At 65.2% G+C, this 12,979-nt stretch carries 6 protein-coding genes; all 6 read left to right on the forward strand.

Going from position 1 to position 12,979, the window contains the following annotated elements; all coding sequences use genetic code 11:
• Positions 1 to 259: 259 nt before the first annotated feature.
• The 6 genes from rpoB (at position 260) to CPY97_RS02325 (ending at position 12,954) form a co-directional block, all read left to right on the forward strand.
• Positions 260 to 3,754 carry a DNA-directed RNA polymerase subunit beta gene (rpoB, locus tag CPY97_RS02300; RefSeq protein ID WP_096420483.1) on the forward strand — a complete coding sequence of 1,165 codons (3,495 nt, stop codon included), beginning with the start codon at positions 260 to 262 and terminating at the stop codon, positions 3,752 to 3,754.
• A gap of 45 nt (positions 3,755 to 3,799) precedes the next feature.
• Positions 3,800 to 7,666, forward strand: a complete 3,867-nt coding sequence (gene rpoC / locus CPY97_RS02305; RefSeq protein WP_096420485.1) for a DNA-directed RNA polymerase subunit beta' — start codon at positions 3,800 to 3,802, stop codon at positions 7,664 to 7,666.
• Between the two features lie 183 nt (positions 7,667 to 7,849).
• Positions 7,850 to 8,269 (forward strand): type II secretion system protein, encoded by a 420-nt coding sequence (locus CPY97_RS13775; protein ID WP_096420487.1) that lies wholly within the window; start codon positions 7,850 to 7,852, stop codon positions 8,267 to 8,269.
• Between the two features lie 146 nt (positions 8,270 to 8,415).
• Positions 8,416 to 10,191, forward strand: coding sequence for a GspE/PulE family protein (locus CPY97_RS02315; protein WP_096420489.1), 1,776 nt, complete (start codon positions 8,416 to 8,418; stop codon positions 10,189 to 10,191).
• A 43-nt stretch (positions 10,192 to 10,234) separates the two neighbouring features.
• Positions 10,235 to 11,725 (forward strand): type IV pilus twitching motility protein PilT, encoded by a 1,491-nt coding sequence (locus tag CPY97_RS02320; protein WP_096420491.1) that lies wholly within the window; start codon positions 10,235 to 10,237, stop codon positions 11,723 to 11,725.
• Between the two features lie 5 nt (positions 11,726 to 11,730).
• Entirely contained in the window at positions 11,731 to 12,954 is a 1,224-nt protein-coding gene (locus tag CPY97_RS02325; protein WP_173826853.1) for a type II secretion system F family protein, read from the forward strand.
• Positions 12,955 to 12,979: the final 25 nt, after the last annotated feature.

Genomic DNA, 12,979 nt, shown 5'->3' on the forward strand with positions numbered 1-12,979 from the left:
TATAGCGCAGCGACCGCAATCGGTCAAGAATCAGACTGGACAGGGCGCGTCGTGCGGGCCTAGTATTGAGGTTTGCGCTCCCCGAACGTCCGAGCCCTCAAATGGTGGTCGGCTTGACGTGCCCCGAGAATAGCGGCGGGGTGGAGCCGGTACCCCCGGTTCCTCGAGGCTACGACTGCGCATTCACACCGACCGCACACTGTCGCTGACGACACCGTCACCGACAGCAACGGGCTGTACTGCCCACGGAGGAAGATCCTTGGCTGCTGCGCGCACCACTCGCTCGAACCCCACCCCCAAGAACGGCCGGACCGCATCCCGTCTGTCGTTCGCCAAGATCAGTGACACGCTGACCGTCCCCGACCTGCTGGCTCTGCAGACCGAGAGCTTCGACTGGCTCGTCGGCAACGAGGCCTGGCAGGCCCGCGTCGCGGAGGCGGAAGCCGCCGGCCGCACCGACGTTCCCGGTCGCAGTGGTCTCGAGGAGATCTTCGAAGAGATCTCCCCGATCGAAGACCTCGGCGAGACGATGCAGCTGTCGTTCACGAACCCCTACCTCGAAGAGCAGAAGTACTCGATCGACGAGTGCAAGGAGCGCGGCAAGACCTACGCCGCGCCGCTCTACGTCGAGGCCGAGTTCATGAACCACATGACCGGTGAGATCAAGACCCAGACGGTCTTCATGGGCGATTTCCCGCTCATGACCGAAAAGGGCACGTTCATCATCAACGGCACCGAGCGCGTCGTCGTGTCGCAGCTCGTGCGTTCGCCCGGCGTCTACTTCGAGCGTGCCGCCGACAAGACGAGCGACAAAGACATCTATACGGCCCGCATCATCCCGAGCCGCGGTGCGTGGCTCGAGTTCGAGATCGACAAGCGCGACCAGGTCGGCGTGCGCATCGACCGCAAGCGCAAGCAGTCCGTCACCGTCTTCCTGAAGGCGCTCGGCATGACGACCGACGAGATCCGCGAGGCGTTCGCCGGCGTCGAGTCCATTGAGCAGACCCTCGAGAAGGACACCGTCCTCACCAAGGAAGAGGCGCTGAAGGACATCTACCGCAAGCTCCGTCCGGGCGAGCAGGTTGCCGCCGAGGCCGCGCGTGCGCTGCTCGACAACTTCTACTTCAACCCCAAGCGCTACGACCTGGCGAAGGTGGGTCGCTACAAGATCAACCGCAAGCTCGGTCTCGACGCGCCGCTCAGCGACTCGGTGCTGACCGTTGACGACATCGTCGCGACGATCAAGTACATGGTGTCGCTGCACGAGGGTCGCACCGAGCTGGAGGGTGTGCGCGCCGGCAAGAAGGCGAGCATCCGCCTCGACGTCGACGACATCGACCACTTCGGCAACCGTCGTATCCGCGCCGTGGGCGAGCTGATCCAGAACCAGGTCCGCACGGGCCTGTCGCGCATGGAGCGTGTCGTGCGCGAGCGCATGACGACGCAGGACATCGAGGCGATCACGCCGCAGACCCTGATCAACGTGCGCCCCGTCGTGGCCGCGATCAAGGAGTTCTTCGGCACCTCGCAGCTGTCGCAGTTCATGGACCAGAACAACCCGCTCGCGGGCCTGACCCACAAGCGTCGCCTGTCGGCGCTCGGCCCGGGTGGTCTGTCGCGTGAGCGTGCCGGCGTCGAGGTGCGTGACGTTCACCCGTCGCACTACGGCCGCATGTGCCCGATCGAGACCCCGGAAGGCCCGAACATCGGCCTCATCGGCTCGCTCGCGTCGTTCGCCCGCATCAACGCGTTCGGCTTCATTGAGACCCCGTACCGCCGCGTCATCAAGGGCAAGGTCAGCGACACGATCGACTACCTGACCGCGAGCGAGGAGGACGACTTCATCGTCGCCCAGGCCGGTGCTCCGCTGAAGGCCGACGGTTCGTTCGCCGACGACCGCGTGCTCGTGCGTAAGCCGGGCGGCGAGGTCGAGCTCGTGCCCGCCGACCAGGTCGACTACATGGACGTCTCGCCGCGCCAGATGGTGTCGGTCGCGACCTCGCTCATCCCGTTCCTCGAGCACGACGACGCGAACCGCGCCCTCATGGGTGCGAACATGCAGCGCCAGGCTGTGCCGCTGCTGCGTTCCGAGTCGCCGCTCGTCGGTACCGGCATGGAGAGCTACGCCGCCGTCGACGCCGGTGACGTCATCACCGCCGAGAAGGCCGGTGTCGTCTCCGAGGTGTCGGCCGACCGCGTCGTGCTGCAGCTCGACGAGGGTGGCACGCAGGAGTACTTCCTGCGCAAGTTCGACCGCTCGAACCAGGGCACCAACTACAACCACCGCGTTGTGGTGTCGGCGGGCGACCGCGTCGAGGCCGGCGAGGTCATCGCCGACGGCCCCGCGACCGAGAACGGCGAGCTCGCGCTCGGCAAGAACCTCCTCGTGGCGTTCATGTCGTGGGAGGGCTACAACTTCGAAGACGCGATCATCCTCAGCCAGAACCTGGTAAAGGACGACACCCTCTCCTCGATTCATATCGAGGAGTACGAGGTCGACGCGCGCGACACGAAGCTCGGTAAGGAAGAGATCACTCGCGACCTGCCGAACGTCAGCCCCGAGCTGCTCGCCGACCTCGACGAGCGCGGCATCATCCGCATCGGTGCCGAGGTTCGCCCCGGCGACATCCTCGTCGGCAAGGTCACCCCGAAGGGTGAGACCGAGCTCTCGGCCGAAGAGCGCCTCTTGCGCGCCATCTTCAACGAGAAGAGCCGCGAAGTGCGCGACACGTCGCTGAAGGTGCCCCACGGTGAGCAGGGAACCATCATCGGTGTGAAGGTGTTCGACGCCGAAGACGGTGACGACGAGCTCGGCTCGGGCGTCAACCAGCGCGTTGTCGTCTACATCGCCCAGAAGCGCAAGATCTCGGAGGGTGACAAGCTCTCGGGCCGCCACGGCAACAAGGGCGTCATCTCGAAGATCCTGCCCGTCGAAGACATGCCGTTCCTCGAAGACGGAACGCCGGTCGACATCGTCCTGAACCCGCTCGGTGTTCCCGGCCGCATGAACTTCGGCCAGATCCTCGAGATCCACATGGGCTGGGCGGCATCGCGCGGCTGGAAGATCGAAGGCAACCCCGAGTGGGCAGCCGGTATCCCCGAGGCCGCTCGCGAGGCGGCCCCCGGCACCAAGATCGCCACCCCGGTGTTCGACGGTGCCCGTGAGGACGAGATCGCCGGTCTTCTCGACTCGACCCTGCCGAACCGCGACGGTCAGCGCATGATCGACTCGTCCGGTAAAGCGCGACTGTTCGACGGTCGCTCGGGCGAGCCGTTCCCCGCACCGATCTCGGTCGGCTACATGTACATCCTGAAGCTGCACCACCTCATCGACGACAAGATCCACGCACGTTCGACGGGTCCGTACTCGATGATCACCCAGCAGCCGCTCGGTGGTAAGGCGCAGTTCGGTGGACAGCGCTTCGGTGAGATGGAGGTCTGGGCCCTCGAGGCGTACGGCGCTGCCTACGCGCTTCAAGAGATCCTGACCATCAAGTCCGACGACATCCTCGGCCGCGTCAAGGTGTACGAGTCGATCGTCAAGGGCGAGAACATCCAGGAGCCGGGTATCCCCGAGAGCTTCAAGGTTCTGATTAAAGAGATGCAGTCGCTCTGCCTGAACGTCGAGGTGCTCTCGGCCGACGGCACCGCGCTGAGCCTGAAGGACACGGATGACGAGGTCTACCGTGCCGCCGAAGAGCTCGGCATCAACATCTCCAGCCGCTTCGAGTCGTCGTCGATCGACGAGATCTAAGCGACCCCACGAGTACTCACAGACTGTTACGAGAGAGAAGAACCTGTGCTCGACGCAACTACTTTCGACTACCTGCAGATCGGCTTGGCGACCGCCGACGACATCCGCAAATGGTCGTACGGCGAGGTCAAGAAGCCGGAGACCATCAACTACCGCACCCTGAAGCCCGAAAAGGATGGCCTTTTCGGCGAGCAGATCTTCGGGCCCTCCCGCGACTGGGAGTGCTCGTGCGGTAAGTACAAGCGCGTTCGCTTCAAGGGCATCGTGTGTGAGCGATGCGGCGTGGAGGTCACCAAGTCGGCCGTCCGCCGTGAGCGCATGGGCCACATCGAGCTGGCCGCCCCGGTCACGCACATTTGGTACTTCAAGGGTGTGCCCAGCCGCCTCGGCTACCTGCTCGACATGGCGCCGAAAGACCTCGAGAAGGTCATCTACTTCGCCGCCTACATGGTGATCTCGATCGACGAGGAGGGGCGTCACTCCGACCTGCCGGGCCTCGAGAACGAAATGCGTCTCGAGATCCAGACGCTCGAGAAGCAGCGGGACGCCGGCATCGCCAAGCGCCTCGAGCAGCTCGAGGGCGAACTGGCCGCGCTCGAGGCCGAAGGCGCCAAGGCTGACCAGAAGCGCAAGACGAAGGATGCCGGCGAGAAGGAAATGGCGCAGCTGCGCAAGTCCTTCGACGAGCAGATCTCGCAGCTCGAGCGCGTGTGGGAAGACTTCCGCACCCTGAAGGTCGGCGACCTGAAGCCCGAAGACGCCGTCTTCCAGGAGCTGCAGGACCGCTACGGCCTGTACTTCGAGGCGCACATGGGCGCTGAGGCGATCAAGCGTCGCCTCGAGACCTTCGACCTGGCGGCCGAGAGCGAGCTGCTGCACGAGCAGATCGCCGGCGGCAAGGGCCAGAAGAAGATCCGCGCCATCAAGCGACTGAAGGTCGTCAACTCGTTCCTGCAGACCGGCACCTCGCCGGCCGCAATGGTGCTGGAAGCCGTTCCGGTCATCCCGCCGGAGCTGCGCCCCATGGTGCAGCTCGACGGTGGCCGCTTCGCGACCAGCGACCTGAACGACCTGTACCGCCGTGTGATCAACCGCAACAACCGTCTGCGTCGTCTGCTCGACCTCGGGGCCCCCGAGATCATCGTGAACAACGAAAAGCGCATGCTGCAGGAGGCCGTTGACGCACTGTTCGACAACGGTCGACGTGGTCGCCCGGTCACCGGTACCGGCAACCGCGCCCTCAAGTCGCTGAGCGACATGCTGAAGGGTAAGCAGGGTCGATTCCGTCAGAACCTGCTCGGTAAGCGCGTCGACTACTCGGGCCGTTCGGTCATCGTCGTTGGCCCGCAGCTGAAGCTGCACCAGTGTGGTCTGCCGAAGATCATGGCGCTCGAGCTGTTCAAGCCGTTCGTCATCAAGCGTCTGATCGACCTGGGCCACGCCCAGAACATCAAGAGCGCCAAGCGCATGGTCGAGCGGTCGCGCCCGCAGGTGTGGGACGTGCTCGAGGAGATCATCCGCGAGCGTCCCGTCATGCTGAACCGTGCGCCCACCCTGCACCGTCTCGGCATCCAGGCGTTCGAGCCGCAGCTCGTCGAGGGCAAGGCCATCCAGCTTCACCCGCTCGTGTGTGCGGCGTTCAACGCCGACTTCGACGGCGACCAGATGGCCGTGCACCTGCCGCTGTCGGTTGAGGCTCAGGCCGAGGCGCGCATCCTCATGCTTGCGTCGAACAACATCCTGAAGCCGTCCGACGGCCGGCCGGTGACGGTTCCGACGCAGGACATGATCATCGGTCTGCACCACCTCACGACCGTTCGTGAGGGTGCTGCCGGCGAGGGTCGCGCGTTCACCAACACGTCCGAGGCGATCATGGCCATGGATTCGGGCGCGCTCGACCTGAACGCGACCGTGCGCATCCGTCTGACCGGCGAGAAGTACAACGGCCGCGAGCTGAAGGAGACGACCCTCGGTCGTGCCCTCTTCAACGACCTGCTGCCGGAGGACTTCCCGTTCGTCGACCGGGTTGCCGACAAGGGCACGATCTCGCAGATCGTGAACGACCTCGCCGAGCGCTACCCGAAGACGATCGTTGCCGCGACGCTCGACAAGATGAAGGACGCCGGCTTCTACTGGGCCACGCGCTCGGGAGTCACCGTCGCCCTCAGCGACGTCGTGACGCCGCCGAAGAAGAAGGAGATCGTCGCCGAGTACGAGAAGAAGGCGGCGAAGATCCAGGCGCAGTTCGACAAGGGTCTGACCACCGACGACGAGCGCCGCCGCGAACTGGTCGCGCTCTGGAGCGAGGGCACCAAGGCCGTCAACGAGGCCATGCGCGAGAACATCCCGACCGACAACACCATCAACCGCATGGTCACCTCTGGTGCCCGCGGTAACTGGCTGCAGGTCGGAAACATCGCCGGTATGCGCGGTCTCGTGTCGAACCCGCGCGGTGAGATCATCGCCCGCCCGATCATCAACTCGTACCGCGAGGGTCTGTCGGTCGCCGAGTACTTCATCGCCACCCACGGTGCGCGTAAGGGTCTCGCCGACACCGCTCTGCGGACGGCCGACTCGGGCTACCTGACGCGGCGACTCGTTGACGTCGCCCAGGACGTCATCATCCGCGAAGACGACTGTGGCACCTCGAAGGGTCTCGACTTCGAGATCGCGCACGAGGTCGACGGTCAGTGGGTGCGCGACGACAACGTCGAGAACCTCGTGTTCGCTCGCACGCTCGCCGCTGACGCGGTGGATGCGAAGGGCACCGTGGTCGCGGAGGCCGGCGTTGACGTCGGCGACGTGCTCATCACCGAGCTCGTCACCGCGGGCGTCGGCTCGATCAAGGTTCGCTCGGTCCTGACCTGTGAGAGCGCCGTCGGCGTCTGCGCGGCCTGCTACGGCCGTTCGCTCGCGACCGGTCAGCGCGTCGACCTCGGTGAGGCCGTCGGCATCATCGCGGCGCAGTCGATCGGTGAGCCCGGAACCCAGCTGACGATGCGTACCTTCCACACCGGTGGTTCGGCGTCGGCCGACGACATCACGCAGGGTCTGCCCCGCGTGACCGAGCTGTTCGAGGCCCGCACCCCGAAGGGTGCGAGCCCGATCGCCGAGAGCGCCGGTCGCATCACGATCGACGACTCGCAGGCGCAGCGTCGCATCATCCTCACGCCCGACAACGGCGACGAGGAAGTGGTGTACCCGGTCACGAAGCGTGCCGCCCTCCTCGTCGAGGACGGTCAGCACGTCGAGCTCGGCCAGCAGCTGCTGGAAGGCCCGGTCGACCCGAAGGAGGTGCTGCGCGTCAAGGGCGTGCGCGCCGTGCAGCAGCACCTCGTCGAGGGCGTGCAGGGCGTCTACCGTTCGCAGGGTGTGCCGATTCACGACAAGCACATCGAGGTCATCGTTCGCCAGATGCTGCGCAAGGTCACCGTGGTCGACCACGGCGAGACCGAGCTGCTGCCGGGTGAGCTCGTCGACCGCTCGCGGTACAACTCGTTGAACCGCGAGGCGCTGTCGGAGGGCAAGAAGACCGCGTCGGCTCGTCAGGAGGTCATGGGTATCACCAAGGCCTCACTCGCGACCGAGTCGTGGCTGTCGGCCGCATCCTTCCAGGAGACGACCCGCGTGCTCACGCAGGCCGCGATGGAGGGCAAGCGCGACCCGCTGCTCGGCCTGAAGGAGAACGTGATCATCGGAAAGCTGATCCCGGCCGGTACCGGTCTTGCGGCCTACCGCAACGTGTCGGTCGACGCGACGGAGGAGGCGAAGGCGGAGCGCTACCCGAACCGCATCTTCGCCGACGACTCGGCCTTCAGCGAGGCCGACCTGTCGTTCGTCGACTTCGACTCGTTCTCGAGCGACGAGTTCACGGGCGGTTCGAACAACACCTCCGGCGGCACCTACAGCTGACCCGACAGTGCGTCACTCTGGCGGCCCCGGCCCTGCTTCTGGCAGGCCGGGGCCGTCGGCGTTGCGCGGGTGTTTCCGCGTGAAGCGGTCGGCCCCGCAGAGTGGGGGCGCGCGAACGGGGGACTGCCTCGCGTGCTTGGCGGCGCGTAGCGTTGGCGACGACCGTTGACGAAAGGCTGCACCATGCTCTCGCTCGAAACCCGCACCACGGCGCCAGAGGTGCGCCGCGATGCCGGCTTCACGCTGATCGAGCTGCTCGTGGTCGTCGTCATCATCGGGATCCTTGCGGCGATCGCGATCCCCGCCTTCCTGGGTCAGCGCGATCAGGCACTGGGTGCATCCGTCGCCTCCGCCGTCGCCAACGCGCGTATCGGGCTGGTCGCCGAGATGGCCGACGGAGCGTGGCCCGACGAGGCCACGCGAAACGCCGTCTTAGCGGCACACGGCGACCCTGACATCGACCTGACCCTTTTCGGCAACGAGAATCGATTCTGTATTCAGGGTGATCACACACAGTTGTCGCGCACCTGGGCCGCGGACGACCGCGAGGGCGTTGTCGTTGAGGCGACGTGCGATCCCGGCGGCACGATCATCCGTAGCTAGCTGCAACGCGTGTGACTAGTGTGACTCATGGGGTTACCCCCTTTTGCGGGGGTATGCCGCTGTAGAGGCGTGTCGTAGCCTCAAGCGGGGGGCGTCATGTGCCATGTCGTCTCGTCGTCCGCGCATGACCAGGGGGGGGGGTAACAGTGCCATCGTTGACCGAGGTGCTCATCATCCGCGGCATCATGCCCATCGAGACCATCGATGTGATGGACAGTGATCCGGCCGCCGAAGACCAGGTCATCCAGTCATTTCTCGAGTCGGGCCGCCTGACGAAGAGCCAGATCGCGTCGGCTCGCGCCGAGGTGATGGGTCTGTCGTTCATCGATCTGTCGGAGTATCCGATCGACCGCTCGGCGGTCGCGCTCGTGCCGGCCGCGATGTGTCGCCGGCACCGCGTGCTTCCCATTCACCAGCAGGGCGAAATGCTGACGCTCGCGATGGTGAACCCCGACGACGTGTTCGCGCTCGACGACGTGCGCGCATCCACGCACATGCGCATCGTGCCCGTGGTTGCGGAGCACGACGACCTGATGCAGGCGATCGAGAAGTTCCACCGGGCGGACAGCGAGATCGGTGAGCTCACCAACGTTCTCGAAGAAGAGAACAAGAGCGAAGATCTCGCCCTCGTCAATTCCCGCGAGGCCGACCCCGACGACGCCCCGATTGTGCGCTTTGTGAACCTCATCATCGGCCAGGCCATTCAGGACAGCGCCTCCGACATCCACATCGAGCCGGGTGAGCGCGAGATGCGCGTGCGCTACCGCATCGACGGGGTGCTGCACGAGATGCAGTCCGCCCCGCGCAACGTCACCAACGGTGTCATCTCGCGCCTGAAGATCATGAGCGACATCGACATCGCCGAGCGGCGCAAGCCGCAAGACGGCCGCATGTCGGTGAGCCACGGCGGCCGCCAGATCGACCTGCGCGTCGCGACACTGCCAACCGTATACGGCGAAAAAGTCGTCATGCGTATTCTTGACAACAACGCCACGCGCATGGGCATGGACCAGCTCGCGCTGCTCGACCACAACCTCGAGATGTTCAAGGCGTCGTACACGAAGCCGTACGGCATGATCCTCGTCACGGGCCCGACGGGTTCGGGAAAGTCAACGACGCTCTACACGACGCTGCACGCGGTCGCCCGCCCCGAGATCAACGTCATCACGGTTGAGGACCCGGTCGAGTACCGCATGGAGGGCATCAACCAGGTGCAGGTGAACGTGAAGGCGGGCCTGACCTTCGCCAGTGCGCTGCGCTCGATCCTGCGGTCCGACCCCGATGTCGTGTTGCTTGGTGAGATCCGTGACAAAGAGACCGCCCAGATCGCGGTCGAGGCGTCGCTCACCGGTCACCTCGTGCTGTCGACTCTGCACACGAACGACGCGCCCAGCGCGATCACGCGTTTGACCGAGATGGACATCGAGCCGTTCCTCGTCGGCTCGGCGCTCGACTGCGTGGTCGCTCAGCGTCTCGCGCGCCGACTCTGCGATCGCTGCAAAGAGCAGTACCAGGGCGACCCGGGCATGGACCTCACGCAGGGTCTGTCCGCCGCCGCAGACGCGGGCGCTCCCGCGGCACCCGCCGACGCTCCTTCTGCGTTCCCCACGAGCCTCGCCGACGCGCCGCCTCCCGGTGTTGCGCCGTCGACGTCGACGGAGCTGAGCCTCGGAGGCCCCACACTGTGGCGGCCGGTGGGGTGTTCCGCCTGTTCGGGCACCGGTTACCGGGGTCGCATCGCGCTGCACGAGGTGATGGTGGTCACGGAGGAGATTGAGCGTTTGGCGGTGGCCCGAGCATCCAGTACCGAGATTGCGCGCGTTGCCCGCTCTCAGGGCATGCGCACCTTGCGCGAAGACGGCTGGCAGAAGGCGCTTCTTGGCCTGACCTCGGTCGAGGAAATCTTGCGGGTGGTGGCATGAGCGCGCTTATGCTGGCCACACGCTGCGGTGAAAAGGGGACCCGATGACCGACCGACCCGTACACGATCTCGGAAACGCGGGCGGCTGGTCGCTGTCCGGCGGTTCCACTCCGCCTCCGCCGATCGCGAGCCCGCTGTCGGCCCCGCCGCCCGCCTCCGGCGCGCCGCTGTCGGCGCCCCCGCCCGCGACGGTAGCTCCGTTGCAGGCCCCGCCGCCCGCGACGAGCGCGCCCCTTCCCGCGGCCGCTCCCGTCGTCGCGCCGCCGCCGGCGTCCGAGGCCCCGTTCCAGGCTCCGCCTCCCGCGGGTGACGCCCCGCTCACTCGCCCCCGCGAGCGCGCGCCGATCATGCCTGACGTCGCGGTCGAGCACATTCCGTCTGCCGCGTCCGCCGTCACGGCGAAGGGTGACCCTGAACTGATTCGTGTGCTGCAGGAGTTGCTCGAGCTGGGCGGTTCTGACGTGCACATCTCGAAGAACGCGCCGCCCATGATCCGCGTCGACGGCAGCCTGCGCAATGCGCAGTCGCACACGGGCGGCGTCTGGGACGGCACCCGCGTGACGAAGGCGCTGTACTCGATCATCACGCCGTCGCAGCTGGCGCAGTTCGAAGAGAAGCACGAGCTCGACTTCGCCTACACGCTGAGCGAGGATGCGCGGTTCCGCGTCAACTTCTATCGTCAGCGCGGCTCGGTTGGTGCCGCGTTCCGTATCATCCCGACCGAGATCAAGACGTTGAAGGCGCTCGGCGTGCCCGACACGGTCAGCCGGTTCTCGACGCTTCCCCGCGGCCTGGTGCTCGTGACGGGCCCCACGGGTTCGGGTAAGTCGACCACGCTGGCCGCGCTCATCGACATGGTGAATGAGAACCGTGCCGACCACATCATGACCGTCGAGGACCCCATCGAGTTCATTCACAAGAACAAGAAGGCACTCGTCAACCAGCGCGAGGTGGGCGGCGACACGCACTCGTTCCAGAACGCGCTCAAGCACGTGCTGCGTCAAGACCCCGACGTCATTCTGATCGGTGAGCTTCGCGATCTTGAGACCATTTCGACCGCGTTGACCGCGGCCGAGACCGGCCACCTCGTCTTCGCCACCCTGCACACGCAAGACGCCGGCCAGACGATCGACCGTGTCATCGACGTCTTCCCGCCGCACCAGCAGGGGCAGGTGCGCCAGCAATTGGCGGCCACCCTGCAGGGCGTCGTCTGTCAGACGCTCGTGAAGAAGGCGAACGGCCGCGGCCGTGTCGTCGCGACCGAAGTGCTGGTGGCGACGCCCGCGATCAACAACCTGATTCGCGAGGGCAAGACGTACCAGATCGGTTCGGCGATGCAGGCCGGCCGCGGAATGGGAATGCACACGATGGACCAGCACCTCGCCGAGCTCGTCAACGCCGGTCAGATCACGTCGACGGCCGCTAATGAGAAGGCGCATGACCACGAGACGCTGAGTCGTCTCATCACACGCGAAGACGGAGCGACGTTCGCCGCGGCGATGGACTTCGGCGACGTGCACTCGGTGGCAGGCTGATCGACATGGCGACCGCACTCACTTTCTCCTACCGAGGCAAAGATGCGACCGGCAAGAAGGTCACCGGCGTCATGGACGGCCCGTCAGAGGCCATCGTCAGCGCCAAGCTGCGCGCGCAGGGCGTGACTCCAGAATCGGTGCGTCAGGCCGGCACGGGGTTGAATGCCGAGATCAACCTCGGTGGGCTCTTCAAGAAGAAGGTTGGCCTCAAGGACCTCGCGGTGATGAGCCGACAGCTTGCCACGATGATTTCGTCGGGTCTGGCACTGCTCAAGGCGCTGACGATCCTCTCCGAGCAGAGTGAGAACGAGCTGCTCAGAGAAACGCTGGATCAGGTTCGCAAAGACGTCGAGCAGGGCCTGTCGCTCTCCGAGGCCATCGCCAAGCACGACACGATCTTCCCGCCGTTGTTCATCAATCTGGTTCGCGCTGGTGAGACGGGCGGTTTCCTCGAGAGTTCGCTGCAGTCGGTCGCGGAGAACTACGAGAAGGAAGTGAAGTTGCGCGGCACCATCAAGTCCGCGCTCACCTACCCGATCGTGGTATTGATCATGGCAATCGTCGGCGTCATCGGCATGATTGTCTTCATCGTTCCGGTCTTCAAGAACATGTTCGAGGGTCTGGGCGGAACACTGCCGGCCCCTACGCAGTTCTTGGTCGTCTTGTCTGAGACGGCGATCTACTGGCTTCCGATACTTGTCATCTCGCTCGTGGTGTTCAGTGTGTGGTGGGGCAAGAACAAGCACCAGCCTCGCGTTCGAGAGGTTGTCGACCCGCTCAAGCTCAAGATGCCGGTGTTCGGCCCGCTCATGACGAAGATCGCGATCGCCCGATTCACGCGCAACTTCGGCACGATGATGAGGTCGGGCGTGCCGATTCTGCAGGCGCTGTCGATCGTTGGTGCAACCTCCGGCAACTACGTCATTGAGAAGGCGCTCATCAACGTGCAAGAGTCGGTGCGCCAGGGACGTTCCATCGCTGCGCCTCTCGCCGACGAGCCAATCTTCCCGCAGATGGTGACGCAGATGATTGCGGTGGGTGAAGATTCGGGCTCGCTCGAAACCATGCTGGAAAAGGTCAGCGACTTTTATGACGCCGAAGTTGAGTCAACCACAGAGCAATTGACGGCCCTTATTGAGCCGTTGATGATCGCTTTTATGGGCGTTCTGCTGGGCGGCATGATCCTGGCGCTGTATCTGCCGGTCTTCAACATTTTCACGCTGATTTAGGCAGACCCCCCGTTCTGGGGCGTGA

It is taken from the genome of Microcella alkaliphila, from assembly GCF_002355395.1.
GTDB lineage: Bacteria > Actinomycetota > Actinomycetes > Actinomycetales > Microbacteriaceae > Microcella > Microcella alkaliphila_A.